At 65.3% G+C, this 26,397-nt stretch carries 22 protein-coding genes; 15 read left to right on the forward strand and 7 right to left on the reverse strand.

Going from position 1 to position 26,397, the window contains the following annotated elements; translation table 11 throughout:
- Positions 1-24 precede the first annotated feature (24 nt).
- Complete coding sequence (locus WH265_RS15325; RefSeq protein ID WP_339558842.1) at positions 25-2,121, reverse strand: TonB-dependent siderophore receptor; 2,097 nt, start codon at positions 2,119-2,121, stop codon at positions 25-27.
- Positions 2,122-2,391: 270 nt separating this feature from the next.
- On the opposite strand from WH265_RS15325, the gene lnt reads away from it, so the two are divergent.
- From lnt to WH265_RS15360, 7 genes are all read left to right on the forward strand, one after another.
- Complete coding sequence (lnt, locus tag WH265_RS15330; RefSeq protein WP_445228536.1) at positions 2,392-3,984, forward strand: apolipoprotein N-acyltransferase; 1,593 nt, start codon at positions 2,392-2,394, stop codon at positions 3,982-3,984.
- A 301-nt stretch (positions 3,985-4,285) separates the two neighbouring features.
- Positions 4,286-4,810 (forward strand): bifunctional 3-hydroxydecanoyl-ACP dehydratase/trans-2-decenoyl-ACP isomerase, encoded by a 525-nt coding sequence (gene fabA, locus WH265_RS15335; RefSeq protein WP_339516519.1) that lies wholly within the window; start codon positions 4,286-4,288, stop codon positions 4,808-4,810.
- Entirely contained in the window at positions 4,807-6,027 is a 1,221-nt protein-coding gene (gene fabB, locus WH265_RS15340) for a beta-ketoacyl-ACP synthase I (protein WP_021028769.1), read from the forward strand. Before fabA ends, fabB begins: the two co-directional genes overlap by 4 nt.
- Before the next feature lie 339 nt (positions 6,028-6,366).
- Entirely contained in the window at positions 6,367-7,275 is a 909-nt protein-coding gene (glyQ, locus tag WH265_RS15345) for a glycine--tRNA ligase subunit alpha (protein ID WP_116926715.1), read from the forward strand.
- A gap of 21 nt (positions 7,276-7,296) precedes the next feature.
- Positions 7,297-7,827, forward strand: a complete 531-nt coding sequence (locus WH265_RS15350; RefSeq protein ID WP_339516522.1) for a metal-dependent hydrolase — start codon at positions 7,297-7,299, stop codon at positions 7,825-7,827.
- Positions 7,827-9,959, forward strand: coding sequence for a glycine--tRNA ligase subunit beta (gene glyS / locus WH265_RS15355; protein ID WP_339558843.1), 2,133 nt, complete (start codon positions 7,827-7,829; stop codon positions 9,957-9,959). Before WH265_RS15350 ends, glyS begins: the two co-directional genes overlap by 1 nt.
- A gap of 85 nt (positions 9,960-10,044) precedes the next feature.
- Entirely contained in the window at positions 10,045-10,605 is a 561-nt protein-coding gene (locus WH265_RS15360; RefSeq protein ID WP_339534874.1) for a histidinol phosphate phosphatase, read from the forward strand.
- Between the two features lie 92 nt (positions 10,606-10,697).
- Here the strand turns inward: WH265_RS15360 and hemE are convergent, their stop codons facing one another.
- Complete coding sequence (gene hemE / locus WH265_RS15365) at positions 10,698-11,813, reverse strand: uroporphyrinogen decarboxylase (RefSeq protein WP_339558844.1); 1,116 nt, start codon at positions 11,811-11,813, stop codon at positions 10,698-10,700.
- 102 nt (positions 11,814-11,915) lie between these two features.
- Positions 11,916-12,440 carry a MarR family winged helix-turn-helix transcriptional regulator gene (locus WH265_RS15370; protein WP_339558845.1) on the reverse strand — a complete coding sequence of 175 codons (525 nt, stop codon included), beginning with the start codon at positions 12,438-12,440 and terminating at the stop codon, positions 11,916-11,918.
- 188 nt (positions 12,441-12,628) lie between these two features.
- Here WH265_RS15370 and WH265_RS15375 point away from each other — a divergent pair, with 188 nt between their 5' ends.
- Entirely contained in the window at positions 12,629-13,612 is a 984-nt protein-coding gene (locus tag WH265_RS15375; protein ID WP_445228537.1) for a Bug family tripartite tricarboxylate transporter substrate binding protein, read from the forward strand.
- Between the two features lie 71 nt (positions 13,613-13,683).
- A complete protein-coding gene (locus WH265_RS15380; protein ID WP_339558846.1) occupies positions 13,684-15,021 on the forward strand; it encodes a sulfatase family protein in 1,338 nt (445 codons plus the stop codon).
- A gap of 7 nt (positions 15,022-15,028) precedes the next feature.
- Here the strand turns inward: WH265_RS15380 and WH265_RS15385 are convergent, their stop codons facing one another.
- Positions 15,029-15,589 carry a hypothetical protein gene (locus tag WH265_RS15385; RefSeq protein ID WP_339558847.1) on the reverse strand — a complete coding sequence of 187 codons (561 nt, stop codon included), beginning with the start codon at positions 15,587-15,589 and terminating at the stop codon, positions 15,029-15,031.
- A 344-nt stretch (positions 15,590-15,933) separates the two neighbouring features.
- On the opposite strand from WH265_RS15385, the gene WH265_RS15390 reads away from it, so the two are divergent.
- The 5 genes from WH265_RS15390 to WH265_RS15410 all read left to right on the forward strand — a co-directional run bounded on the left by WH265_RS15390 (position 15,934) and on the right by WH265_RS15410 (position 20,660).
- The gene (locus tag WH265_RS15390) at positions 15,934-16,407 is read left to right on the forward strand and encodes a rhodanese-like domain-containing protein (protein WP_021028778.1); all 474 of its coding nucleotides are present in this window, start codon (positions 15,934-15,936) and stop codon (positions 16,405-16,407) included.
- 48 nt (positions 16,408-16,455) lie between these two features.
- Positions 16,456-17,406, forward strand: coding sequence for a serine O-acetyltransferase EpsC (gene epsC, locus WH265_RS15395; RefSeq protein ID WP_339558848.1), 951 nt, complete (start codon positions 16,456-16,458; stop codon positions 17,404-17,406).
- Positions 17,403-17,681: a helix-turn-helix domain-containing protein gene (locus WH265_RS15400; RefSeq protein ID WP_021028780.1), complete on the forward strand. Its 279-nt coding sequence runs from the start codon at positions 17,403-17,405 to the stop codon at positions 17,679-17,681. Before epsC ends, WH265_RS15400 begins: the two co-directional genes overlap by 4 nt.
- Positions 17,682-17,742: 61 nt before the next feature.
- The gene (locus WH265_RS15405) at positions 17,743-18,675 is read left to right on the forward strand and encodes a family 2A encapsulin nanocompartment shell protein (protein WP_021028781.1); all 933 of its coding nucleotides are present in this window, start codon (positions 17,743-17,745) and stop codon (positions 18,673-18,675) included.
- A gap of 14 nt (positions 18,676-18,689) precedes the next feature.
- On the forward strand, positions 18,690-20,660 hold the full coding sequence (locus WH265_RS15410; RefSeq protein ID WP_339558849.1) for a family 2A encapsulin nanocompartment cargo protein cysteine desulfurase: 1,971 nt from the start codon (positions 18,690-18,692) through the stop codon (positions 20,658-20,660).
- A gap of 85 nt (positions 20,661-20,745) precedes the next feature.
- Here the strand turns inward: WH265_RS15410 and WH265_RS15415 are convergent, their stop codons facing one another.
- The gene (locus WH265_RS15415) at positions 20,746-22,998 is read right to left on the reverse strand and encodes a protein-disulfide reductase DsbD family protein (protein WP_445228538.1); all 2,253 of its coding nucleotides are present in this window, start codon (positions 22,996-22,998) and stop codon (positions 20,746-20,748) included.
- Between the two features lie 241 nt (positions 22,999-23,239).
- Positions 23,240-23,539, reverse strand: a complete 300-nt coding sequence (locus WH265_RS15420; RefSeq protein WP_021026665.1) for a hypothetical protein — start codon at positions 23,537-23,539, stop codon at positions 23,240-23,242.
- Positions 23,540-24,188: 649 nt separating this feature from the next.
- Here WH265_RS15420 and WH265_RS15425 point away from each other — a divergent pair.
- A complete protein-coding gene (locus WH265_RS15425; RefSeq protein ID WP_021026664.1) occupies positions 24,189-25,169 on the forward strand; it encodes a Bug family tripartite tricarboxylate transporter substrate binding protein in 981 nt (326 codons plus the stop codon).
- A 101-nt stretch (positions 25,170-25,270) separates the two neighbouring features.
- Here the strand turns inward: WH265_RS15425 and WH265_RS15430 are convergent, their stop codons facing one another.
- Positions 25,271-26,308: a DctP family TRAP transporter solute-binding subunit gene (locus WH265_RS15430; RefSeq protein WP_021026663.1), complete on the reverse strand. Its 1,038-nt coding sequence runs from the start codon at positions 26,306-26,308 to the stop codon at positions 25,271-25,273.
- Between the last annotated feature and the right edge of the window lie 89 nt (positions 26,309-26,397).

Genomic DNA, 26,397 nt, shown 5'->3' on the forward strand with positions numbered 1-26,397 from the left:
CACTATGCATTCAATCTTAGTGGCTTACTTCCACTGGTACTGCAGCTGCACATCCACCGTGCGACCACCGCCGTAGTAGCAGTAGAAGTCACAGCCGCTGACATAGGTCTTGTCGGTCAGGTTGCGGGCATTGAGTTGCAGTGCCCATTCGCGGCTCAGGTCGTAGCGCACCATCAGGTCCAGCAAGGTGTAGCCGGAGATGCGCTTGCCGGGGCTGTAGCGCTGGTCTTCGGTCTGGCCGTTGTAGCGGGCGCCGGCGGCGACGGTCAGCTTCTGGCTGTTGGCCAGGCTCAGGCTGTGGCTCAGCCACAGGCTGACCTGGTTGTCCGGGATCAGCGGCGTGCGCACGGTCTGCGTGGCCGAGATGTCCTGCTTGGAGTTGTTGTGCGTGTAGGCCGCCTTGATGGCAGTCGCCGCGCCCAACTTGAAGTCGCCCTGCAGCTCGATGCCCTTGTTGGTGCGCTTGCCCGATTGCGTCTGGATGTTGGAGGCGTCCGAGATCAGCGCGTTCTTTTCCTTGATGTCAAAGTAGGCGAGGGTCAGGGTGCCGTTGAGCCAGGTGGGCTCCATCTTCAGACCGATTTCGCTTTGCTTGCCTTCGTAGGGCTTGTAGGCCCTGCCTTCGCTGTCCACGCCGGTGATGGGCTTGAACGATTCCGAATAGCTGATGTAGGGCGAGACACCGAAGTCGGTGATGTACATCGCGCCCAGGTTGACGCTGTTCTTGCTCACATCGTAGGCCGCATCGGAGCCGCTGACCGAGCCCGTGTTCTTGGCCTTGTCATGGCGGAAGCCGGCGTTGAAGTTCCAGTGGCTGCCCACGCGCAGCTGGGTGGAGGCATAAGCGCCCCACTGCTTCGAGTGCAGGCCATAAGGCGTGCCGGTGATGTCGAAAGGCGCGCCGTAGACGGGGTTGAACATGTCCAGGCCCGGCACAAAGCCAAAGCCGTTGTTCAGGCCATCGGTGTCGGACTTGAGGTAGTCGATACCGAAGGTGGGCAGCAGCTGGATGCTGTCGGACAGCTTGAGCTTGCCGGTGATGCGGTTGTCCAGGTAATGGCTCTTGGAGCTGCCATCGGTGTAGGTGTAGCCGCGCGACAGCGTCCGGTCACCGTCCGAGCCATAGGCAAAGGTGTTGACCTGGTCCAGATCGAGGTGGGTGTACTTGTAGTTCTGCGTGAACTTCCAGTCGCTGTTGATCTGGTGGCTCAGCAGCCAGCCCAGGCTCGACTGGGTGCGCTTGAGGTGGTCCACACCGGGCTCGCCTGCGTTGAGACGGCGGTCGATGCGGCCATAAGGCGTATCGGTGATGGTGCCGTAGGCGGGCAGGAAGCCGTTGGTGGGGCGGCCATCTTCGCGCTGCACGCTGCCCAGCAGGGTCAGCGAGGTTTGGGGCGTGAACTCCATCGTGACGCTGGGCGCCAGGTAGTAGCTCTTCATATTGGTTTCGCGCTGCATGCCGTCTTCGCGGCGCGCTTGCGCCACCAGGCGGTAGTACACGGTGCCATCGGCATTGGCGATGTCGTTGTAGTCGATGCCAGCGCCCAGGCGCTTTTGGTTGCCGACCTCGGTGTTCAGCTGCAGTGCGCGTTCCTTCTTGGGGCGCTTGGTCACCAGGTTGACGACGCCGCCGGATTCGGATGCGCCAAAGACCAGCGAATTGGCGCCCTTGACGACTTCCACCGTTTCCACGCCAAAGATTTCAGGCTTCCAGACAAAGTAGCCGTTGGGCGAGGTGGGGGTGCCGTCCAGCGACACCGAGGCGTCAAAGCCACGGATCTTGAACCACTCGACCTTGTTGTCCGCGCCAAAGGGCTCGCTGACCACGCCGGCCTGGTACTGCAGGGCCTGGTCGAGCTTGCGCGCGCCCAGCGCGTCGATCTGGTCCTTTTGCAGCACGGCGCTGGAGTTGGGCGCGTAGAAGTCCAGGCTTTGCAGATCGTTGACCGAGCCGATGACGGTCACGGTCTCCAAGGTGGTGCTGGGGGCGTCGGCCTTGGCGTTGGCTGCCGCGGTGTCGGTGGTGTCGGCCGTTTGTGCCAAGGCAGGGGCCGCAAAGCCGATGGCACCAATGGCCAGCAGAACGGCGTGAACCACCGGGGTGTAGCGTGCGTATTGCATGGTTGGGGAGGGTGAAAGGGGTTGGCAGAAGTGATGGGTAACTAGTTTGTAATTTTATATTGCAATCGATAATTGTTCTCAAATGCATTCTCTTTTGTAGCGAATTTGCTGCATTTGTTATTTTCTATCGACCATTGCCCGACGTAGCCGGCAGCTGCGCTGGGCCCTCCGCGCCGCTGCCCGCTCCAGAGGGGGATCGCGTATAGTGCGCCCAGCGGCCGTGCCCAAAGAGCGCGCGGTGGTTCCCCCCTGCCAAACCCTGATTGACCTGTGCCCGCGTCCTATTCTTCTTATTCCCTGTTTGAGTCACCCCGCCGCTTTCCCTGGCTGTGGGCCTGCCTGGCACTGGTCGCCGGGGTCTTGCAAGCCTGGTCGCTGGCCTGGCCCTGGCGTAGTGATGGTTTCCCGGCCAGCTATGGCCAGCCGCTGTGGTGGCTGCAGCTGCTGTCGCTGGCGGTGCTGCCCGCGGCACTGATGCGCGTGCAGCGGCCCTGGCACGGGCTGCTGATCGGCTGGGCCTTTGCCTGCGCCTGGCTCTGCGCCACCTTCTGGTGGCTGTTCATCTCCATGCACACCTATGGCGGCTTGCCAGCGCCGCTGGCGGTTTTGGCGGTGCTGGGGCTGGCGGCATTTCTGGGGCTGTACTACGCCGTCGCCTGCGGCCTGTTTGTGGCCTGGCGCGGCGAGCGCCTGAGCGGCGCGCTGCTGCTGTTTGCCGCGCTGTGGCTGCTGGCCGAGCTGGCGCGCGGCCAGTGGTGGACCGGATTCCCCTGGGGGGCCGGCGGCTACGCCCATGTCGATGGGCCGCTCGCAAGTCTGGCGCCCTGGATCGGTGTCTACGGCATTGGCGCCGTCGCATCGGCCGCTGCGATGTGGCTGGCGGGGCTGCGCGGCGCGCATGTGGCGCGTTGGCCGGGCTATGTCGCGCTGCTGGCGGTGGCCGGGGTGCTCTGGCTGGCCCAGCGCCTGCCCCAGGCCTCGGTGGTGGCGGCGCCCAACAAGCCCGTATCGGTGGAGTTGCTGCAAGGCAATATCTCGCAGGGCGAGAAGTTCCAGGCCAGCTCGGGCATCCCGATGGCGCTGGCCTGGTATTCCCAGCAGCTGCAGCAAAGCCAGGCGGACATGGTGATTGCGCCCGAGACGGCCATCCCCGTGCTGCTGCAGCAGACCCCGCATGGCTACTGGCAAGAGCTGCAGCAGCGCTTTGCCAGCGGCCAGCAGGCGGCGCTGGTCGGCGTGCCGCTGGGCGATTTTGAGCAGGGCTATACCAACTCGATGGTGGGCCTGGTGCCCGGCAGTGCCGAGGCCTACCGCTATGACAAGCACCACCTGGTGCCTTTTGGCGAGTTCATCCCGCCAATGTTCCGCTGGTTCACCGATTTGATGCAGATTCCGCTGGGCGATTTCAACCGGGGCGGCATGAACCAGCCCTCGCTGGCCTGGGCGGGGGAGCGCTGGGCGCCCAATATCTGCTACGAGGATCTGTTTGGCGAAGAGCTGGCCAGCCGCTTTGTCGACAGTGCGCAATCGCCGACGATCATGGTCAATGCCAGCAATATCGCCTGGTTTGGCGATTCGATTGCGATCGACCAGCATTTGCAGATCAGCCGCATGCGCACCCTGGAGCTGGCGCGGCCCATGCTGCGTGCCACCAATACCGGCGCCACGGCGGTGATCGACCGGGCTGGCGTGGTGCAGCAGATCCTGCCGCACCAAAGCCGCGCGGTGCTGCAAGCGCAGGTACAGGGCGTGGATGCGGGTCCGACCTGGTTTGCGCAGTGGGCCGGTCGCTGGGGGCTTTGGCCCCTGTGGGGCCTGGGTGTGCTGGTGCTGCTGGCGGCCTGGCTGGGCCGGCGGCGCTGAGCACCGGGCGCTCAGCCGGCGCTGCAGATGCCGTCTTAAGCGGGTAAATTACCGGCAGATGACGGCGTCTGCCCCCGGCGGGCCGTGTAGCGGCAGCTGGAAGACCCCCGCCATTGGCAAATGTAATTGCTGTTAAAAAACGCAGATAGCCCGGGTTTGGGGCACAAAGCACAGCGCACTCCACGGCTTTGTCTCGCACGTTCGGGCCCAGAAGCGGGATAATGTGTACCTGCAGGTAATGGTGCCTGGGCACCATCAGAGAAATGCGGCGGAGTGACCGCCACCAGAAGTTGGACTGACAATGGCTGAATCTTTTTCCTATGAACAACTGATCGCCTCCGGTGAGGGCAAGTTGTTTACCCCTGAAAGTGGCCGTTTGCCACTGCCGCCGATGCTGATGTTCGATCGCATCACCGAGATCAGCGAAAACGGCGGCGCGCACGGGCTGGGAAAGATTGTCGCCGAGCTGGACGTCAACCCCGAGCTGTGGTTCTTCAAGTGCCACTTCCAGGGCGATCCGGTGATGCCCGGCTGCCTGGGCCTGGACGCCATGTGGCAACTGATCGGTTTTTACCTGACCTGGCTGCGCCTGCCAGGCCGGGGCCGCGCCCTGGGTGCCGGTGAGGTCAAGTTCACCGGCGAAGTCGGCCCCGACGTGAAGCTGGTAACCTACGAAATCGACATCAAGCGCGTGATCAAGCGCAAACTGAACATGGCCATTGGCGATGCACGACTGCTCGCCGACGGCAAGGAAATCTATGTCGCCAACGACCTGCGTGTGGGGTTGTTCCTGCGCGAGGGCGACGGCAAGGAAAACGCAGCATGAAGCGTCGGGTGGTTATTACAGGGGCCGGCATCGTCTCCTGTATCGGTGTGGGGCTGGAAGCCGTGGAGACTTCGCTGCGCGAAGGCCGCTCCGGCATCGATCACATGCCGGTGTTCAAGGACATGGGCCTGCGCAGCCAGGTCGCTGGCATTCCGCGCATCAATGTCGAAGAGTTCATTGATCGCAAGCAATTGCGCTTCATGGGAGATGCTGCCGCCTACGCGCAGATCTCGCTGCAGCAAGCGATTGCCCAGGCAGGCCTGTCACCCGAACAAATCAGCCACCCACGCACCGGATTGATCATGGGCTCGGGCGGCGGCTCGCCGGCCAACCAGATCGAGGCGGCCGACACCCTGCGTGAAAAAGGCATTCGCCGCGTAGGGCCCTACCAGGTCACGCGCTGCATGGGCTCGACCGTCTCGGCCAACCTGGCGACCAATTTCAAGATCAAGGGCATCAACTACTCGATCACTTCGGCCTGCTCGACCTCGGCGCACTGCGTGGGCGCAGCCGCCCAGCAGATCTCCTGGGGCATGCAGGATGTGATGTTTGCCGGCGGCGGCGAAGAGCTGTCCTGGGGCCTGGCCATCCTGTTCGATGGCATGGGCGCGATGTCCAGCAAGTTCAACGACGACCCGACCAAGGCCTCGCGCCCCTATGACAGCGACCGCGATGGCTTTGTCATTGCCGGCGGCGGCGGTGCGCTGGTGCTCGAGAGCCTGGAGCATGCCCAGGCCCGTGGCGCCACCATCCTGGGCGAGATCGTCGGTTTCGGCATCTCGTCGGACGGCGAAGACATGGTGGCCCCGTCGGGCGAAGGCGCTATCGCCGCGATGGCCCAGGCCATCGAAGGCCTGGACGCACCGATCGACTACATCAACACCCATGGCACCTCCACCCCGGTGGGCGATGTGCCTGAGCTGCACGCGATCCGCAAGGTGTTTGGCGACCGCATTCCGCCGTTCTCGTCGACCAAGTCGCTGACCGGCCACTCGCAGGGTGCCACTGGCGTGCAGGAGGCGATCTACAGCCTCATCATGCTGATGAAGGGCTTCATCGCCGGCTCGGCCAATGTGGACCACCCTGATCCTGCGGTGGGTGATATGCCGCTGGTTACCAAGGCGCGCGTGGCGGAGTTGAAGCAGGTGCTGTCCAACAGCTTTGGCTTTGGCGGCACCAATGCCTGCCTGGTGCTCAAGCGCTGGGAAGCGGCCTGATCGCCACCACCGGCCATCCCCTCTGACAAAGCGCCTTCGGGCGCTTTTCTTTTAGCCCCGTCAGCGGGCCTGGTGTGCTATCAAAATGAGACCTCTGATGCAGCGCAGGCGCGGCGCCAACACCTGCCCGCCTTGCCAAGGGATGGCGCTTGGCGGCTCTGGCCCCTGATGCGCTCGGCTATCGCCGCCCATGGCGCGGCTGAAAGCACTAAAATCAAATGTTTTTGACCGCTTTGCTGGTGCAGACAGGCAGCAAGGCATGCATGCAGTCCGATCTTGTCGCTGCGCGCCCACTTCGCGGGCCGCCAGCAGCAGGCTGCGTCCACCACCAGACTCTCCATGTTGAATTTCCAACAAATCATTTTGAAGCTGCAGCAGTACTGGGCCGACCAGGGCTGCGCGCTATTGCAACCTTATGACATGGAGGTGGGTGCAGGTACCTCGCACACCGCCACCTTCTTGCGCGCCATCGGCCCCGAGCCCTGGAAAGCCGCCTATGTGCAGCCCAGCCGCCGCCCCAAGGATGGCCGCTATGGCGAGAACCCCAACCGGCTGCAGCACTACTACCAGTTCCAGGTGGTGCTCAAGCCCGCGCCTGCCAACATCCTCGATCTGTACCTGGGCTCGCTCGAAGCGCTGGGTTTTGACCTGAAGAAGAACGACATCCGCTTTGTCGAAGACGACTGGGAAAACCCGACCCTGGGCGCCTGGGGCCTGGGCTGGGAAGTCTGGCTCAACGGCATGGAGGTGACGCAGTTCACCTATTTCCAGCAAGTGGGCGGCATCGATTGCAAGCCCGCGACCGGCGAGATCACCTACGGTCTGGAGCGCCTGGCGATGTACCTGCAAGGCGTGGACAACGTCTACAACCTGCAGTGGACCGATGGCCTGACCTATGGCGACGTCTACCACCAGAACGAGGTCGAGCAGTCCACCTACAACTTCGAGCATTCCGATGCGGAGTTCCTGTTCCAGGCCTTTGGCGCCCATGAAAAGCAGGCCAAGCTGCTGATGGAGCAGCAGCTGGCCTTGCCCGCCTATGAGCAAGTGCTCAAGGCCGGCCACACCTTCAACCTGCTCGATGCGCGTGGCGCGATCAGCGTGACCGAGCGCGCAGCCTACATCGGCCGCATCCGCAACCTCGCGCGCGCCGTAGCACAAAGCTACTACGACAGCCGCGAGCGCCTGGGCTTCCCGATGGCGCCGCGCGAGTGGGTCGCGCAGATCCCGCCCAAGGCTGCCGCCTAAACACGCCCCGCCGCGCTGCCCATGCCCACGATCTTCACGCATGTCGCCGTACCGGTTGCCGCAGCGCTGGCGCTGGGCAGCCGCCGTGTGCCGCCCAGCATGCTGCTGGTGGGCGCGCTGGCCGCGATTGCGCCGGATTTCGATGGCATTCCCTACCAGTTCGGCAGCGCCGGCAGTGGCATCTGGGCCCACCGTGGCATCACCCACACGGCCTTGTTTGCACTGCTGATGGGCCTGCTGGGCCTGTGGCTGTCGCGCTGGTGGAAAGTGCCGCGCCTGGCCGGCTTTGCCTGGGTGTTTTTCTGCACCTTGTCGCACCCCTTGCTGGACATGATGACCAGCGGCGGCAGCGGCATTGCCCTGTTGTGGCCTTTGAGCTCCGAACGTTTTTTCAGCCCTTGGCGACCGATTGCCGTCTCGCCCATTGCTGCAGACCGCTTTTTCTCGCAGCGCGGTGTGCAGGTCCTGGTCAGTGAACTCTACAACGTATGGTTCCCGCTGCTGACCCTGGGCCTGTCCATCTTCGCGCTGCGCCATACCCGGAAATCCTGATGACTTCCTCTCCCAATCTTCTGGTTGAACTGTTTGTTGAAGAGCTGCCCCCCAAGGCGCTCAAAAAGCTGGGCGATGCCTTTGCCCAGGTGCTGCTGCAGCAATTGCGAGCGCAGGGCCTGGCCGGTGACGGCTCGCAGCTGACGGCCTATGCCTCGCCGCGCCGCCTGGCCGCGCTGATTACCGACGTGCTGCCGCGCGCCGCTGACAAGCAGGTGTCGCAAAAGCTGATGCCCGTGGCAGTCGGCCTGTCGGCCGATGGCCAGCCCACACCGGCCCTGCTCAAGAAGCTGGCCGCGCTGGGCGCCGATGCCTCGGTGGTGCCGCAGCTCAAGCGTGCTCAGGATGGCAAGGCCGAAGCGCTGTTCTACGACAGCACGGCCGCTGGCGTCAGCCTGGCCGAAGGCCTGCAAAAGGCGCTGACCGAGAGCATCGCCAAGCTGCCCATCCCCAAGGTCATGACCTACCAGCTCGAAGGCAACTGCGAATTGCCCGGCTGGAGCAGCGTGCAGTTTGTGCGCCCGGCGCACGGCTTGGTGGCCTTGCACGGCACCGAGGTGCTGCTGTCGATCGAAGCGCTGGGCCTCAAGGCCGGCAACACCACCCATGGCCACCGCTTTGAAGCGCTGGTCGATCCGCTGGTGATTGCCGATGCCGACAGCTATGCCAAGACCCTGGCCGAGCAGGGCGCGGTGATTGCCAGCTTTGACGAGCGCAAGGCCGAGATCGTGCGCCAGCTGCAGGCTGCGGCCGAGCGCGTGGGCGGCGGCGTCAAGCCGATCGACGACGAAGCACTGCTGGACGAAGTGACCGCCCTGGTCGAGCGCCCGCATGTGCTGGTCTGCGCGTTCGAGAAGGAATTCCTGGGTGTGCCGCAGGAGTGCCTGATCCTGACGATGAAGGCCAACCAGAAGTACTTCCCGCTGCTCGCTGCCGATGGCGCGCTGACCAACCAGTTCCTGGTGGTGAGCAATATCAGCCCGGCCGACGCATCGGCGGTGACCGGCGGCAACGAGCGCGTGGTGCGCCCGCGCCTGGCCGATGCCAAGTTCTTCTTTGACCAGGACCGCAAGAAGACGCTGGCCTCGCGCGTCGAAGCGCTGGACAAGGTGGTCTACCACAACAAGCTGGGCACCCAGGGTGAACGCGTGCAGCGCGTGCGCGCCATCGCCAAGAGCATTGCCCAACAATTGGGCGCCACCCAGCTGGGCAAGCAGGTGGACCAGGCCGCGCAGCTGGCCAAGACCGACCTGATCACCGACATGGTGGGCGAGTTCCCTGAACTGCAAGGCACGATGGGCCGCTACTACGCGCTCAACGACCAGCTCGATGCGGCAGTGGCCGACGCGATTGAAGACCACTACAAGCCGCGCTTTGCCGGCGATGTGCTGCCCCGTGGCGAAGTCGGCGTGATCGTCGCGCTGGCCGACAAGCTCGAAACCCTGGTTGGCATGTTCGGCATCGGCAACCTGCCCACCGGCGACCGCGACCCGTTTGCGCTGCGCCGCCACGCGCTGGGCGTCATCCGCATGCTGGTCGAAAAGGACCTGCCGCTGGACCTGGACACCCTGCTGGTCAGCACCTTGCCCGCCTTTGGCGACAAGATCGAAGACGCCAGCGCCGCGCTGGCCGACTTCATCTATGACCGCCTGGCCGGCAGCCTGCGCGAGCAAGGCTTTGGTGCGCAGGAAGTGGAGGCCGTGCTGGCCTACCGTCCCCAGCGCCTGGCCGATGTGCAAAAGCGCCTGGAAGCCGTGCGTGCCTTTGCCGCGCTGCCCGAGGCCCCCGCACTGGCCGCTGCCAACAAGCGCGTGGGCAATATCCTGAAGAAGGCCGATGGCCCGGTGCGCGCCCGCGTGGACGAAGCGCTGCTGCAGGAGCAGGCTGAGAAGGACCTGTTTGCCGCGCTGCAGACCGTGGCACCCAAGGCCGATGCCCAGTTTGCCGAAGGCGATTACACCGCCAGCCTGCAGACCCTGGCGGCCTTGCGCACGCCCGTCGATGCCTTCTTTGAGCATGTGATGGTCAATGCCGAAGACCCGGCGCTCAAGGCCAACCGCCTGGGCCTGCTGGCGACCCTGCATGAGGCGATGAACCGTATCGCCGATCTGTCGCGCCTGGTCGCTGCCTGATAAGCTGGATGGGCGCGCAGCCATTGTGCATGGCTGCCGCCCGCCAGGGCCGCGTGCCGCAGCCTGTCTTCGGAGGGAGCCTGTGATGAAACTTGCGATTCTCGAGCGTGACGGTATTGTCGGCCAGCCGGTGCTGGGCCAGCTGAGCGGCCACCAGGACTGGCAGACCATGCCCGATGCCGCTATCAGCATCGCCCGGCTGAACCTGTCTGGCTGGCATGTGGTGCTGGTGGCCAACCAGCCCGGTCTGGGCCGGGGCCTCTACGACTGCGCCGCACTCAATGACTACCACCGCCAGATGTACAAGGAGCTGGCCACCGTCGGCGCCAAGGTCGATGCGGTGTTCTTCTGCCCCCATCCGCCCGATGACCACTGCGACTGCCTGGACGCCCAGGCCGCGCTGCTGCGCCAGATTCTGGACCGCTTCAACATGGAAGCGGGCAAGGTCGCGGTGATTGCCCGCAGCGCCAGCCTGCTGCAGGCCGCTGCCAGTCTGGGCGCGCGCCTGCACTGGGTCTCCGTGCCCGGTGGGCCGGATGCCGAAGCGGCGCTGTGCCCCTCGGAGGAGGCGCAGCAACATGCCAGCATGGTCCAGTGCACCGAGCACCTGCTGCAGACCATTGCGAACCGGCCGCCGCAGGGCTGAGAAGCGACGCTCTCTGCCCCATCAACAAAGCCCTGCCATTTAAAACGGCAGGGCTTTTGCTTGGGCGATATAGCAGCGCTCAGCCGCCGCCATCAAGCACGCATCGCACGCGACTGGCTGTGCACCGCTTCGACCAGCGCGGCCACATGCTCGGGCGGCGTGAACTGGCTGATGCCATGGCCCAGGTTGAAGATATGCGTGGGGCCGGGGCGGCTGGTGTCGGTATGGGGTGTGCCAAAGCTCTCGAGCACATGGCGCACCTGCTCGGCAATGCGCTCGGGCGGTGCAAACAGCACATTGGGGTCGATATTTCCTTGCAGCGCCTTGCCCGGGCCACCGGCTTCGCCGCCGACAATGGCACGGGCTTTGCCGAGGTGGGCGGTCCAATCGAGGCCCAGCACCTCGCAGTCCAGATCGCGCATCTCGGGCAGCCAGATGCCGCCGCCCTTGGTGAACACGATGCGGGGCACATCGCTGCCATCGGCGCCGTGGCGCTTGAGCTGGCTGAGCACGCGCCTGGTGTAGGCCAGGCTGAACTGCTGGAACGCGCCATCGGCCAGCACACCGCCCCAGCTGTCAAAAATCATCACGGCCTGCGCGCCGGCATCGATCTGGGCGTTGAGGTAGGCGGCCACGCTGTCGGCATTCACCTCTAGGATGCGGTGCATCAGATCGGGGCGGCTGTACATCAGCGACTTGACCTGGCGGTAGTCATCGCTGCCCTTGCCTTCGACCATGTAGCAGGCGAGGGTCCAGGGGCTGCCGGAAAAACCGATCAGCGGCACCCGGCCACCAAGCGCACGGCGGATGCTGGTCACCGCATCGAACACATAGCGCAGCTTGTCCATATCCGGCACCGCCAGCGCCTGCACGGCGGCCTCGTCGCGCACCACCTGGGCAAAACGCGGGCCTTCGCCTTCGGCAAACGACAGGCCCAGGCCCATCGCATCGGGCACCGTCAGGATGTCGCTGAAGAGAATGGCGGCATCGAGCGCAAAGCGCTCGAGGGGCTGCAAGGTCACCTCGGTGGCGTAGTCCACATTCGTTGCCAGCCCCATGAAGCTGCCAGCGCGTGCGCGCGTGGCCTTGTACTCGGGCAGGTAGCGGCCGGCCTGGCGCATCAGCCACAGCGGGGTGTAGTCGGTGGCTTGGCGGCGGCAGGCGCGCAAGAAGGTGTCGTTGCTCAGCGGTGCAAATGTCGTGCTCATGGGCAAGGATTGTCGCGCAGTTGCCGATGCCTGGGCAGCGATGCCGGTTTGCCCGGGTAGGGTATGGATCAAAGTTCGCGCAGATTGCGCCCCGGCGGCGGCTCAGCCCAGGTGGTTCTGGCGGTGGCCGGACTGGCGCGGCGGAAAGGCCGCATCGCTGGCGTCGTCCTGCGCGGCCCGGTTGGCCTGCTGCTGCAGGCTGTGCAGGCTCTGGTCCAGCTGCTGCAGCGCATCGGCGTCGAGCGCGGCCACCAGCTCGGTGTTGATGCGCCGCACCTGGGGCAGCAGCGCATCATGCAGGCGCTGGCCGGCAGGGCTCAGCTGCAGCGCGGCGCGGCGCCGGTTGCTGGATTCGGTGGATTTGTGCAGCAGGCCCTTGGCCTGCATCGAGGCGATGGCGCGTGAGATGCGGGCCCGGTCGAGTTCGAGCAGATCGGCCAGTTGCGAGGGCTGCAGACCGGGCTGGCGCGCCAGCCACATCAGCACGCCCCATTCGCGCCGGGTGATGCCGTAGTGGCGCTCGCACAGCCGCGTGACCAGCCGGCCCGCCGACGCGGTGAGCTTGGCCAGGCGGTAGAGCAGCAGGTCGCTGGGCTGCTGCGGATCGGCAAGAGGGCTGGGCGGCACTGCGGGTAAATCCGGGCGATGGTTGATTAGAACAATTGTGCCCTGGTTTTCTACAGTGCAGACATGCTGCGCTGGCGCTTGTGCGGAGGCTGAAAAAGCTTATGCCTTTAGGCTAGATCAAACGCGGCACCATAGAGGGCATTGGCCGCCCATGCGGCCCCTGTTCATAAGCATCGGAGACTCTCCCCATGGTTCAACGTCGTCATTTTCTCGGCCAGTCCGCAGCCATGGCTGCCTCGGTGCTGGCCACCACCTCGTCGCTGTGGGCCTTGCCCGCGCAGGCCCAGGACGGCGTGCTGCGCATCATCGTGGGCTACCCACCCGGCGGGGCCACGGACCGTGTCGCGCGCATCGTGGCTGACAAGCTGCAGGCCAGCCTGGGCAGTACGGTGATCGTGGACAACAAGGTGGGCGCTGGCGGCCGCGTGGCCGCGCAGTTTGTGAAGAACGCGCCCGCCAACCAGCCGGTGCTGATGCTGGCCAACCCCGCCGTCATGGTGGTGGCGCCGCTGGTGGTGAACAACCTGGGCTACGACGCCGAGCAGGACTTTGTGCCGGTCAGCGAAGTCAACCGCTATGTGTTTGGCGTCGCAGTGTCCAGCGCCGTGCCGGTCAAGGAAATGCAGCACCTGCTCGCCTGGCTCAAGGCCAACCCGGCCAAGGCCAATATCGGCGTGCCTGCCACTGGCAGCCTGCCGCACTTCTTTGCGCTGATGCTCGGCCAGCAAGCTGGTGTCGAGGCCGAAGCGGTGGGCTACAAGGGCTCGGCCCCGCTGCTCACCGATCTGATGGGCGGCCAGGTGCCGGTTGCCGTTGATACGCTCGACACGCTGGTGCAGCAGCACCAGGCGGGCAAGCTGCGCCTGCTGGCCGTCAGTGGCGATGCCCGCAACGCGGCCGTGCCCGATGTGCCCACGTTGAAGGAGGCGGGAGTGAACCTGTCTGCCGCGGGCTGGAACACCTTCTTTGCGCCCAAGTCCATGCCCGCTGCCCAGGTGCAGCGCTATGCCGCCGCCATCCACAAGGTGATGCAGGATCCGGACGTGCACAAGCAGTTTGCGACCAACTACCTGGACCCGGTGGCCAGCAGCGCCGAGCAGACCGCCAAGGCACTGCAGGCCTACAAAAAGCAGTGGGCGCCGGTGATCCAGGCGTCGGGCTACAAGCCCTGAGCCCTTGAATGACGAGGCGCAGATCGCACACCGATGGGGTGCCGGCCTGCCATGACTGTGAGCGAGACCCCGTGTTGAAACGACCGAACATCATCTTTATCGTGGCCGATGACCTGGGCTACGCCGATCTGGGCTGCTATGGCGGCCGCCATGCCCGCTTTGGGGCCGTGTCGCCGCACATCGATGCGCTGGCCGCCGGGGGCCTCAAGCTCACGCAGGGCTATTCCAACTCGCCGGTCTGCTCGCCCACACGCTTTGCGCTGATGACGGCGCGCTACCAGTACCGCCTGCGCGGCGCGGCTGAAGAGCCGATCCGCACCGCCACGCGCGGCAACCCGGACCTGGGCCTGCCGCCCAGCCACCCCACTTTGCCATCGCTGCTGCGAGAAGCAGGCTACCGCACCGCCTTGATGGGCAAGTGGCACCTGGGCTACCCGCCGCATTTCAGCCCGCTCCAATCCGGCTACGAGGAGTTCTTCGGGCCCATGTCGGGCGGGGTGGATTACTTCAGCCACTGTGGTGCCAACGGCCAGCATGACCTCTGGTTTGGCGAGGCCGAGCGTGCGCAGCCCGGCTACCTGACTGACCTGATCAGCGACTATGCGGTGGACTATATCGACCGCATGGCAGCTGGCGCGCAGCAGGAGACGCCTTTCTTTTTGAGCGTGCACTACACCGCGCCGCACTGGCCCTGGGAAACCCGGGACGACGAGGCGCTGTCGCGCGAGCTGGTGGAGAACAAGCAGGCCATCTACCACCTGCATGGCGGCAATGTCGAGAGCTACCAGCGCATGATCCACCACATGGACGAAGGCATTGGCCGCCTGGTGGAGCGCCTCAAGGCGCATGGGCTGGCAGACGACACCCTGATCGTGTTCACCAGCGACAACGGCGGCGAGCGCTTCTCGGACAACTGGCCGCTGGTGGGCGGCAAGATGGACCTGACCGAGGGCGGCATCCGCGTGCCCTGGGTGGCCCATTGGCCACGCGTCATCGCCCCTGCGGGCGAGAGCCGCCAGACCTGCATGACCATGGACTGGAGCGCCACGATGCTGGACATTGGCGGGGCGCAGGCCGCTGCCGACTACCCCTGGGACGGACAATCGCTGCTGCCGCTGTTGCAGGACGTGGCCTGGCACCAGGATCAGCCGCTGTTCTGGCGCATGAACCACCGGGGCCAGCGCGCGATGCGCGATGGCGACTGGAAATACCTGCGGGTCGACGGCGTGGACTATTTGTTCAACCTGCGCGCCGATGAGCGCGAGCGTGCCAACCTGGCGACCGTGTTACCGGAGCGCCTGCAGGCTATGGTGGCCGCCTGGGAGGCTTGGAATGCCAGCATGCCGCCGATCCCGGGCGACGCGACGGTGAGCCTGTGCTACACCGACCGCGACATGCCCCAGCGCTGAGCGTTTTTTACTGGGCGGCCGTTTGCTGCCCAGAGTCTTCTTCATCGTCCTCAGGAATCGCGGCCACGCTGATGCCGCCGAGCAAGGCCATCACCAGTGCAAACAGGTAGACGGCATTGCTGATACCCAGGCTCAGGCTGTAGCCCCAGGCGATGACCGAGCACCAGATGCTGTCCTTGTACTGCGCAGCGCAACCCGACTGGGCGGGCATATGCACATACCAGATGACGGCCACGGCGGCAAAGGCCAGCGCGACGACGACCCCCAGCGCATTGCGGTGGTAGCGCAGCATTGCGATCAAGGACAGCGGCACCAGCGCCCCCCAGACAAACATCATCAGCCAGCTGGCCATGGGCGCCTGGGCGAGCCAGCCAGACAGCGCAGGCCAGTGCAGCTGGGTCTGGATCAGCTGCAGCCCGTCGCGCACCAGCGGCAGGGCCAGTGCAGCGATGGCCACGCACAGCAGCACGAGGCCCAGGCAGACCCGTTTGGCGCTGACATGGCGCCGGTGGGGGCTCCCGGCCTGGGCGGACGAACGCAGATCATGGGAATGGGTAATGACAGCCATCTTTGTCTCCTGTAGGAGGCTGTCATTGCCGGTTGCCAGCACAGTGCAGGGTGCCAACAGCGGGCATTGCAGCCCTGTTTTGAGGAAGGACCGCAGCGCTTGGCCTGTTGCACTGCGACCGCAGAACTGCGCAGCGGGCCGGGGCTGAAGGGCTGCAGTCCACTGCGAGGCTCTGATTTCAATATAGCCTTATTCAGTGAATAGATCTATAGGCGCAGGCCGCAGGTGGCTGGCCTCGTATATGTGAAAAACGCATGTACAAGCGCATTTTTATTCCTGTTCCAACGGCGTCCAGAGGCCTAAATTGGTGGCTATCCCCATCCATTTGACCTTAGAGGCGTTTTATGACGACAACCGATATCAGCCTGCCCGATGTGCTGGAGGCAGCCTGGAAAACGGCGAACGAGCAGTCCCTGGGCTATGCCGGCAGCGTGCCGCCGGTGGCGGCCTGGCAACTGGTGCAGCAGCAGCTGGCGGTGCTGGTCGATGTGCGCTCGGCCGAGGAGCGCCATTTTGTCGGCCATGTGCCCGGCAGCATCCATGTCCCCTGGGCGACGGGCACGGCGCTGACCCGCAACCCGCGCTTTGTGCGCGAGCTCGAAGCGCGCCTGGCCGCCCACGGCGGCAAGGACGCCGTGGCGCTGCTGCTGTGCCGCAGCGGCAAACGCTCGGTGCTGGCCGCCCAGGCCGCCGAGGCGGCGGGCTTTCGCCATGTCTTCAACGTGCAAGAGGGCTTTGAAGGCGAGCTGGATGCGCTGCAGCAGCGCGGCCACGGCGATGGCTGGCGCTTCCACCAGCTGCCCTGGGTGCAGGACTGAGGCCCTGACCCATCACTAAGCGCGTTGATCCTCCCACGAAGGTATGCCATGACCACCCCTTTTCCCATCCAAGAAGTGGCCGCACAGTTGGCCGAGCAGCGCCGCCAGTGGCGCGAGTCCCACCAGCGCAGCCAGGAGCCCGGCGGGCGTGAGTTTCCCTCACGCGATGCGCTCGCGCAGACCCTGGGCCTGCTCAAAGGCGTGCTGTTCCCGATGCGGCTGGGCCCGCACGATTTGCTGCAGGAGAGCGAGGACTTTTATGTCGCCCATACGCTCGATGCCGCCTTGCACCGGCTGCAGACCCAGATTGCGCTGGAGCTGCGCTACACCCAGCGCAGCCCGGCGGGCACCGAGGAGCAGGCCCAGGCCTTGACGCGCCAGTTTGCGCTCGCCTTGCCCGGCATTCGCCGCCTGCTCGACAGTGATGTGCAGGCCGCCTACGAGGGCGACCCGGCTGCCCGCACCGTCGACGAGGTGCTGTTGTGCTACCCCGGCGTGCTCGCGCTGATCCACCACCGCATTGCGCACCAGCTCTATGCACTGCAGCTGCCGCTGCTCGCCCGCATCGTGGCCGAGCTCGCGCACAGCGAGACGGGCATCGACATCCATCCCGGCGCGCAGATTGGCGAGGGCTTTTTCATCGATCACGGCACCGGCGTGGTGGTGGGCGAGACGGCCGTGATCGGCCGCAAGGTGCGCATCTACCAGGCCGTCACCCTGGGCGCCAAGCGCTTTGTGCAGACCGAACAAGGCCATCTGCAAAAGGGCCAGCCGCGCCACCCGATCGTCGAAGACGGCGTGGTGATCTATGCGGGCGCGACCATTCTGGGCCGCGTCACCTTGGGCGCTGGCGCCGTCATTGGCGGCAATGTCTGGCTGACCCAGAGCGTGGCCGCCGGCGCCCATGTGACCCAGGCCTCGCTGCAGGCCGCTGCACAGAACCCTGCGCAGCGCTCCCGGAGCGAGACCGTCTTGCCCGCCGAGGAGGCTGCGCTATGAATGATTTCTCCCACCATTTCGGCCTGGCCGTGCGCCGCTCGCGCGAGGCCATGGGCTGGTCGCAGGAGCAGCTGGCCGCGCAGGCCGATCTGAACCGCTCCTATGTTGGCGAGGTCGAGCGGGGACAGGTCGCAGTGTCGCTGGCCACCATCGGCAAGCTGGCCCAGGCGCTGCAGGTGCCGCAGTCCACCTTGGTGCTGCGCGGCGAGGAGCTGCACCAGCACTACCTGGTGCGGGCCCAGCATATGCGGCGCTTGGCGGCGATAGCCGGTTGAGGCGCCAGCGCCCGCCAGCGATGATTTTCCTGTTCATTCACACGCGCAACCGGAGAGAAATATGACAGCGAATGTAGGCGGTACGACCGCATTGGGCGACAGTGCTGCACGGCAGTTAGCCAACGCCACCAAGACCGTTCCCCAGCTTTCCACGATCAGCCCGCGCTGGCTGACCCACCTGCTGCAGTGGGTGCCGGTCGAGGCGGGTATTTACCGCCTCAACCAGGTCAAGAACCCCGAGGACATCCGGGTGGCCTGCACCGCCAAGACCCATGAGAACCAGCTGCCGCGCACCTTTGTCGAGTACGACGCGCAGCCGCGCGAGTTCTTCCTCAACGCCGTCAGCACCGTGCTGGATGTGCACACCCGCGTCTCCGACCTCTACAGCAGCCCGCATGACCAGATCAAGGAGCAGCTGCGCCTGACCATCGAGACCATCAAGGAGAACCAGGAAAGCGAGCTGATCAACAACCCCGACTACGGCCTGCTGGCCCAGGTGGCGGAAGACCAGCGCATCTTCCCGCTGACGGGTGCGCCCACGCCCGATGACCTCGACGAGCTGCTGACCAAGGTCTGGAAGGAGCCGGCGTTTTTCCTGGCCCATCCGCTCACCATTGCCGCCTTTGGCCGCGAGGCCACGCGCCGGGGCACGCCACCGCCCACCGTCAGCCTGTTTGGCTCGCAGTTCATCACCTGGCGTGGTGTGCCGCTGATCCCCTCGGACAAGGTGCCGGTGGCCGATGGCAAATCCAAGATCCTGCTGCTGCGCGTGGGTGACAAGCGCCAGGGCGTCGTCGGCCTGTTCCAGCCCGGCCTGCCCGGTGAGCAGGGCCCGGGCCTGTCGGTGCGCTTCATGGGCATCAACAACCATGCGATTGCCTCGTACCTGATCTCGCTGTACTGCTCGCTGGCGGTGCACACGCCCGATGCATTGGCTGTGCTCGATGACGTGGAGATCAACAAGTACCACGACTACCCTGATACCTACAAGTGAGCAAAGGAGCCGCCATGGTTTCCGCCGTATCCGGCCTGCCCGAGCCATCGGGCGCGCCCATCTCCACCGAGCTGCTCGCGCAGCTGGCCACCGCGCTGTTTGCCGAGCGGCCTGGCGCGCCCGGCTTGCCGCCCGGTGTGCAGGCGCCGGTGAACATCGCGCCGCCGGGCTCGCCACTGGCCAGCCCGGCGGGCCTCGGGCCCAGCGTGCCCGGTACCCCCATCCCTGCCGGCGTGCTGCCGGGCAGCAACCTGTTGCCGGCATCGCCTACACCAGCGTTGTCGCTGGCCCACCGCGCCCCTGCCTTGCTGCCCCATGCCGCAGCCGGCAATGGGGTGCCCGATACGCTGCACAGCACGCTGCCCGCCTACGAGCCGCGCCTGGGCGGCCTGGTGCAAGGGGTTGCGCCTGTCAGCACAGCGCCTGTCAGCACAGCGCCGGCCGCTGTGCCGGCTGCGGGCAGTGGCTATTACTTTCTGGATGCGCCGGCGGCCACCACTGCCAGCGATGCACCATTGCAGGCGCTGGCCGACCAGGCGCGCCGTGCCGCGCCGGACCCGCATCTGGACGGCATCGATCTGCGCGGCCCGCGCGCGGCCGATGTGCCGCCGCTGGGCCAGCCCGCGAACCAGCCCCCAGGGCCAGGCGCTGCGCCGCAGTACTACTTTGTGCATGCCGTGCAGCTGCCCAATGGCTTTGTCACGCCGGCCAAGCCGCATCCGCATGCCGATGCGGCGCCTGTGGCTGCGCAGCAGGACCGCCATCCCGGTTTTGATGTCCAGGCAGTGCGGCGCGACTTTCCGATCCTGGCTGAGCGCATCAATGGCAAGCCGCTGGTCTGGCTGGACAATGCGGCCACCACGCACAAGCCGCGCCAGGTGATCGAGCGCATCAGCCACTTCTATGCGCATGAGAACTCGAACATCCACCGCGCGGCTCACACCCTGGCCGCGCGCGCCACGGATGCCTACGAGCATGCGCGCGAGGTGGTGCGGCGCTTCATCAACGCCCCCGAGGCGCGCGAGGTGGTCTTTGTGCGCGGCACCACCGAGGCCATCAACCTGGTGGCCAAGGCCTGGGGCGGGGCCAATGTGGGCGAAGGCGATGAGATCATCATCAGCCACCTGGAGCACCATGCCAACATCGTCCCCTGGCAGCAGCTGGCGGCGGCCAAGGGCGCCCGGCTGCGGGTGATTCCGGTCGACGACCAGGGACAGATCCGGCTCGATGAGTACCAGAAGCTGATCAACGACCGCACCAAGATCGTGGCCATCGGCCATGTCTCCAACGTGCTGGGCACGGTGGTGCCCGTCAAGCAGGTGTTGGAGATCGCCAAGCGCCGGGGCATCACGACCTTGATTGATGGCGCGCAGTCGATTGCGCACACCCCTGTCGATGTGCAGGAGCTGGGCGCGGACTTCTTTGTCTTCTCGGGCCACAAGATCTTTGCACCCACCGGCATTGGTGTGCTCTGGGGCCGGCGCGAGGTGCTGGAGGCCATGCCGCCCTGGCAGGGCGGCGGCAACATGATTGCCGATGTGACCTTTGAGAAAACCGTGTACCAGCCCTTGCCCAACACCTTTGAGGCAGGCACCGGCAATATCGCCGATGCGGTGGGCCTGGGCGCGGCGCTCGAATATGTGGAGCGCATCGGCATTGCGCAGATCAGCCGCTACGAGCATGCACTGGTGGACTATGGCATGGCGCAGCTGGCCAGCATCCCGGGGCTGCGCCTGATCGGCACCGTGCCGGGCAAGGCCAGCGTGCTGGCCTTTACCTTGGACGGCTACAGCACCGACGAGGTGGGCCAGGCGCTCAACGCCGAAGGCATTGCCGTGCGCACCGGCCACCATTGCGCGCAGCCCATCCTGCGCCGCTTCGGGGTCGAGACCGCCGTGCGGCCCTCGCTGGCCTTCTACAACACCTTTGACGAGGTGGACCAGCTGGTGCGCGAGGTGCGCAAGCTGGCGGCGCAGCGGCGCTGAGCGGCTGGTTTTCAGCGTTGCAGAAACGAAAAGCGCCGGGCACAACCGGCGCTTTTCTCATGGGGAGTAAGCCTTGAGCAGCTGCTTAGAGCTGTGTCACCGCATCCACCACTTCCTTGACGCTCAGCACCTCGGACAGGATCTGCGGCGCCTTGCCCGGTGCATACAGCACATAGACCGGCACGCCGCTGCGGCCCAGTTGGTTCAGTGCCTGGGTGATCGCAGGATCCTGGCGGGTCCAGTCGGCGCGCAGCAGGTTCACCTGTTTGCCTTCGAAGGCGGCGAGCACCTGGCTGTCGCTCAGGGTGGTGCGCTTGTTGTACTGGCAGGTGACGCACCAGGCGGCGGTGAAATCGACAAACACCGGCTTGCCATTTGCATTGAGCTCGCCGACCTTTTGCGCCGACCAGGGCTGCCACAGCGCGCCGCTGGCCTGCTGGCCGGGTGCGGGGACGGGCGTGGTCAGGTTGTGGCCCATGGCGGTAGCCAGGTAGAGGCCACCGGCCAGTGACAGTGCCACAAAGCCCCAGCGCGCGCGGCCTTGCAGGCCCAGCGCCCAGACGAGCGCGGCCAGCAGCACCAGCAAGGCCAGCAGGGTGGCCGCGCCATCAATGCCGCTTTGCTGGCCCAGCACCCAGACCAGCCAGACCACGGTGGCGAACATCGGAAAGGCCATCGCACGGCGGAAGGTGTCCATCCAGGCGCCCGGGCGTGGCAGCCAGCGCACCACCGCAGGGATCCAGCTGGCCAGCAGATAGGGTGCGGCCATGCCCAGGCCCAGCGCGGCAAACACCAGCAGGGCCTCGGCAGCGGGCAGGCTGACGGCCAGGCCCATCGATGCGCCCATGAACGGTGCCGTGCAGGGCGAGGCAATGGCCACGGCCAGCACACCGCTCAAAAAGGCATTGCTGATCGGGCTCTTGGCCTGCTTGCCCGCCAGGCTGCTGGGCACAAAGCTGCCAAACTCGAACATACCCGCCAGGTTCAGACCAATCACGGTAAAGAGCGCCGCCAGTGCGGCAATGACCAGCGGCGACTGCAGCTGAAAGCCCCAGCCCAGCTGCTGGCCGGCCGAGCGTAGCGCCAGCAGCAGCGCGCCCAGCGCCAGAAAGGACAGCACCACGCCGGCCGTATAGGCCAGGCCGGCATGGCGCTGCTCGCGCAGCTGGCTGCCGTGCGCGGTAAAGCCCAGCACCTTGAGCGCGAGGATCGGGAACACGCAGGGCATCAGGTTCAGGATCAGGCCGCCGACCAGCGCGCCGAGCACGGCCAGCCACAGGTTGCCCGAAGAGGCCGGCGCGGCGGGGGCGGCCGCCTGGGCATTTTTGGCCAGCGCAGCGGCCAGCTCGGGTGAGACCTGGGCCACGGCAGCGGCCTGCCATTGGCCGCTGAGGGGCGCCACGGTGCGCCAGCCGATGGCGCCATCGACGGCGCGGTGCTGGTCCGTGGTCAGCACCAGCGGAATGTCTTGCGGCGTCTGGCCCCGGTTGGCCGACAGCGGCACCACGGCCGTCCAGTCCGTGCCCTGCCATTGCTGGTGGAAGTCCTGGCCGTCCTGCATCGCATGGTGCAAGGTGTCAGGGCTCTCGCTCAGTACCTGCAGGCTCTGGCCTTGGAGTGCAGTGGGCAGACCGGAGACGCGCAGCTGCAGCGTTTCGCCATCGACCGTTGCCTGGCTGCTGCCTTGCAGCGCGACTGGCGCCTGGGCATGGGCTTTGGCAAAGCTGTCCGCCAGCAGCGCGGTGCTGCTCTTGGTCGGGATGGTCAGGCTGAACTGGCCTTCTTCGGGGATGCACTCCACGCGGCAGATCAGCCAGTTGGCGTGCAGGCGCACCGTCACATCGCGCGCATCGGCCGAGAAATGGCTGGGGATCTGCACGGTGACGGGCAGCAGCACCTGGCCTTCATAGCCGTAGTTGACGAGGGTGCCGACCCGAATCGGGTGCGGCGTGGGCCAGGCGATCTCGCCGGCATCCCAGCCCGGCGGCAGCTGCCACTGCAGCTGGGTGGGCAGGCCCGAGTCGCCGGGGTTGGTCCAGTAGGTATGCCAGTCGGGCTGGTGGTCCAGCAGCAGGCCCAGTTCAATGCTCTTGCCCGGCTCAATACCTTGGGGCGCCAAGGCCACCAGCTCGGCCCGCACACGCGGCGTGGTCACCACGCTGCTGGAGGAGGGACTGGAGGAAGCGCTGGAGGCCGTGTCCATCGCAGGGGCGCTGGCGCCGCTGCCGATCTGGAGCTTGATCTGGGCCTGGGCATGCAGCGCAGTGCCGCTCAGCACCAGGGCCAGCAGAGTAAAAAAAAGCGCTCCTATCGAGCGGCGCAGGAAAGCATGGGGCATATCGCGTGGTACCTGTATGTCTGGCGGTGAGAGGACAGATACGTGGAGAGGTTCCCGCATCATAGAACCTGCGCCGCATCCCTGCTGGCGGTGGCCAGCCACTCCGCAGAGGAAAGCGATCTGCGCACAGATGCAAAAAAGGCCACTGCATCGCAGTGGCCTGTTCCCAAGGGGCGGGGAGTGTGTGCGCCGTCCCGTGGATGCCATGCCGGCTTCGTGGTTGCCGGCAGGGGGGGAAAGCTTATTCGCCTTCCAGGATCGAGCCGTTGGCCAGCGCTTGGTGGGCAGCCTGGGTCACTTCGGCGCGGCTCAGTTGGCCCTTGCCCAGTTCGTAGGCGTTCAGGGTCGACTGGTTGCCTTGGGCAATCATCGTGTTTGTCTTGCGGGCTTCAGCCAGCTGGGCTTGCACATCGGCGCGGCTCACGGCGCTGGTGGCAGCCGCTTGGGGGGTGATGGCCTGGTCGCCTTCAAAAGGATTGGCTTGGGCAACGGAAGCACCCAGGGCCAGGGTTGCGGCGATAGCGAAAATACGTGCGTTCATTTTTCTTTCCTTTGGAATTGCGTTCGGCCTGGTGGTCGACTCGCGTCGTTTTTTGCGGTGTCTGCCAGCTGACTTGCTGGCGATACCGCTTTTGTTTAACGATGGAATGAAGTTTATATTGGTACCTATCTTCGATAAATAGCTAAAAATCAAACTGATTGTTCCGAAATCAATGTGAATTAGCTTGGAACTTTTACAAATATGTGACAGCTAACCCTGGTGTTAACCCTAGATTGGGGTATTTACGGGGGGTATAAATTGGCTATGTTTGTTTGAGATAAAGTAGAAAAAAACTATTACAAGAATCTACCAAGAGCGCCTTGGGCATGAGCGGCCAGGTGGGCGCCACCCGGGGGGCGGTGATGCCTTGCTGTGCTTATGCGTTAGCTCCGTTGCAGTGCTGATATCGGCACCGATCGCCCGCCCGTCAGGCCGCCAGTTGCTGGCGCCTTGACAAGGCCCGCGCAGGCCCTGGCCAAGACGCCTGGGAGACAGACGGCAGCCCCTGCCGGGCGGCAGCCCGCCCACGCTGTGCAACCATGCCGCGATAGCGCCTGCGAATGGTGGCATTGCTGGCAAGTATTAGACAGCCCGCGCCGTGCTGCCCACAATGGGCCGACAACAATGGGACAGACACAGGAGACATTGCATGGACACGATTGCGCGCCGCCATTTCCTCACCACCCTTGCCGCCGCTGCGGGCGCCGCCAGCGTGCCCCAGTGGGCCCAGGCGCAAGCGGCCTACCCCCACAAGCCCGTGCGCGTGATCGTGCCGTTTGCCGCAGGCGGTACCACCGATGTGGTGGCCCGGCTGGTGATGCAAAAGATGGGCGAGCTGATGAAGGCCTCCTTTGTCATCGACAACCGGGGCGGCGCCAATGGCATGATCGGCACAGGTGAAGTGGCCCGTGCCCAGGCCGATGGCTACACCTTGCTGTTCAATACCGCCGGCGCCCAGACGCTGAGCCCGGTGATCTACAAGGCGCCCTATGAGGCGGCCGCCAGCTTTGCGCCGGTGGCCAAGGTCTGCTCGGTGGGCTTCATCATCATTGCCCGCAAGGATTTGCCCGCCAACACGCTGCAAGAGCTGATTGCGCTGGCGCAAAACAAGGACAAGCCGCTGACGGCCTCGTCGGGCAGCGCCATCATCAACCTGATCACCGAGCAGTTCAAGCAGGTGATCAAGGCGCCGCAGATCATCAATGCGCAGTACAAGGGCACCAGCCCGCAGATGCAGGCCGTCGTGTCTGGCGAGGTGGATTTCTCGTTCGACTCCTTTGCCGCCGTCGAGATGATCAAGGCCGGCAAGGTCAAGGCGCTGGCCGTGGTGCTGCCCCAGCGCGCCGCGTCCTTCCCCGATGTGCCGACCCTGGTCGAGCTGGGTGTCAAGGACATGGAGTTCAGCTCCTGGGCCGGTTTGCTCGCGCCCAAGGGTACGCCCAAGGAGATCGTCGCCGCCCTGTCGCAGAACATCGACAAGGTCATGCAGATGCCCGATGTGCTGGCCAAGCTCAAGCAGTACGACTACATCCCGGTAAAGACCAGCCCCGAGAGCTTTGCGCAGGAGATCCAGGCCGAGACCGACCGCTGGAAGCAGGTGGTCAAGACGACGGGCTTCAAGATCGAATAAACACAGCGGCGTTAGCGCCAGTGCGCAGGGGTGCTCTGTCGCAGCGCCCACAAAAAACCACCGGCGCGCAGCCGGTGGTTTTGCTTTGGAGGATGCCGTTCTTACTGCTTACGGGCTGCAATCGCCTTCTCGGCAGCGGTCACCAGGTCGGCACCCACTTGCTGCTTCCACTTGTCATACACCGGGCGGGTGGCCTTCACAAAAGCCTCGCGCTCGGCAGCGCTCAGCTCGGTGACGGTAACGCCATTGGCGCTCAGCTCTTTGACCAGGGGCTTGTCCGCCTCGATCATGCCTTTGCGGGCGATGGCGATCTCTTCCTGGCCGGCTTCGATGGCGGCCTGGCGCACGATGTCCTGGTCGGCCTTGCTCCAGCTCGCCCAGATGTCTTTGTTCACGACAAAGATCAGCGGGTCATTGATGTAGCCCCAGAGGGTCAGGTACTTCTGGCCCACGGTGTTGAGCTTGGCCGCCTGGTAAACGGCCACCGGGTTCTCCTGGCCGTCGACCGCGCCGCTGGCCATCGCCGGCTGGGCATCGGCCCAGCTCATCTGCGTGGGGTTGGCGCCCAGCGCGCTGAAGGTGTCGACAAACAGCGGCGAGCCGACCACGCGGATCTTGAGGCCCTTCATGTCGGCAGGGGTCTTGATCGCATGCTTGGAGTTGGAGATTTCGCGGTAGCCGTTCTCCCCCCAGGCCAGCGGCACGACGCCAGCCTTTTCCAGGCGGGCAAACAGGCGCTTGCCCGGCTCGCCCTGGGTCAGCGCATCGGCTGCGGCATAGTCGGGCATCAGAAACGGCAGCGCAAACAGGTTCAGCTCCTTGATCTGCGGCGACCAGTTCAAGGTGGAGCCAACGGCCATGTCGATCACGCCCTGGCGCAGTGCCGAGAACTCGCGCGTCTGGTCGCCCTGCACCAGCGACACCCCTGGGTAGAGCTTGATGTTGATGCGGCCCTGCGTGCGCTCGCGCACCTTGTTGGCCCAGATTTCGCCGCCCTTGCCCCAGGGGAAGGCCGTGCCCAGCACCAGCGACATGCGGTACTCGCTTTTGTAGTTGCTCTGGGCCTGCACAGCGGGTGCGGCAAAGCTCAGCGCCGCAGCAGCAGCCAAGGCAGTGGCAAGGAATTGACGGGTTTTCATGGTGTTGTCTCCGGGTGGTTCAAGGGGAAATCTTTGCAAATCCTGGAGCCGGGTGCAGGGCTGTGCACCTGTACCCGGCCCGGGCTCCA

Source organism: Comamonas sp. MYb396 (genome assembly GCF_037479555.1).
Classification (GTDB): Bacteria; Pseudomonadota; Gammaproteobacteria; order Burkholderiales; family Burkholderiaceae_C; genus Comamonas.

Bases quoted from the DNA above. Each gene is read 5' to 3' on its own strand.
- WH265_RS15385 (WP_339558847.1), bottom strand. From the start codon at position 15,589: ATGGCTGTCATTACCCATTCCCATGATCTGCGTTCGTCCGCCCAGGCC.
- WH265_RS15405 (WP_021028781.1), top strand. From the start codon at position 17,743: ATGACAGCGAATGTAGGCGGTACGACCGCATTGGGCGACAGTGCTGCA.
- WH265_RS15410 (WP_339558849.1), top strand. From the start codon at position 18,690: ATGGTTTCCGCCGTATCCGGCCTGCCCGAGCCATCGGGCGCGCCCATC.
- WH265_RS15425 (WP_021026664.1), top strand. From the start codon at position 24,189: ATGGACACGATTGCGCGCCGCCATTTCCTCACCACCCTTGCCGCCGCT.
- fabA (WP_339516519.1), top strand. From the start codon at position 4,286: ATGGCTGAATCTTTTTCCTATGAACAACTGATCGCCTCCGGTGAGGGC.
- epsC (WP_339558848.1), top strand. From the start codon at position 16,456: ATGACCACCCCTTTTCCCATCCAAGAAGTGGCCGCACAGTTGGCCGAG.
- WH265_RS15430 (WP_021026663.1), bottom strand. From the start codon at position 26,308: ATGAAAACCCGTCAATTCCTTGCCACTGCCTTGGCTGCTGCTGCGGCG.
- WH265_RS15375 (WP_445228537.1), top strand. From the start codon at position 12,629: ATGGTTCAACGTCGTCATTTTCTCGGCCAGTCCGCAGCCATGGCTGCC.
- fabB (WP_021028769.1), top strand. From the start codon at position 4,807: ATGAAGCGTCGGGTGGTTATTACAGGGGCCGGCATCGTCTCCTGTATC.
- WH265_RS15420 (WP_021026665.1), bottom strand. From the start codon at position 23,539: ATGAACGCACGTATTTTCGCTATCGCCGCAACCCTGGCCCTGGGTGCT.
- WH265_RS15390 (WP_021028778.1), top strand. From the start codon at position 15,934: ATGACGACAACCGATATCAGCCTGCCCGATGTGCTGGAGGCAGCCTGG.
- WH265_RS15350 (WP_339516522.1), top strand. From the start codon at position 7,297: ATGCCCACGATCTTCACGCATGTCGCCGTACCGGTTGCCGCAGCGCTG.
- WH265_RS15360 (WP_339534874.1), top strand. From the start codon at position 10,045: ATGAAACTTGCGATTCTCGAGCGTGACGGTATTGTCGGCCAGCCGGTG.
- glyQ (WP_116926715.1), top strand. From the start codon at position 6,367: ATGTTGAATTTCCAACAAATCATTTTGAAGCTGCAGCAGTACTGGGCC.
- hemE (WP_339558844.1), bottom strand. From the start codon at position 11,813: ATGAGCACGACATTTGCACCGCTGAGCAACGACACCTTCTTGCGCGCC.
- glyS (WP_339558843.1), top strand. From the start codon at position 7,827: ATGACTTCCTCTCCCAATCTTCTGGTTGAACTGTTTGTTGAAGAGCTG.
- WH265_RS15325 (WP_339558842.1), bottom strand. From the start codon at position 2,121: ATGCAATACGCACGCTACACCCCGGTGGTTCACGCCGTTCTGCTGGCC.
- WH265_RS15400 (WP_021028780.1), top strand. From the start codon at position 17,403: ATGAATGATTTCTCCCACCATTTCGGCCTGGCCGTGCGCCGCTCGCGC.
- WH265_RS15415 (WP_445228538.1), bottom strand. From the start codon at position 22,998: ATGCCCCATGCTTTCCTGCGCCGCTCGATAGGAGCGCTTTTTTTTACT.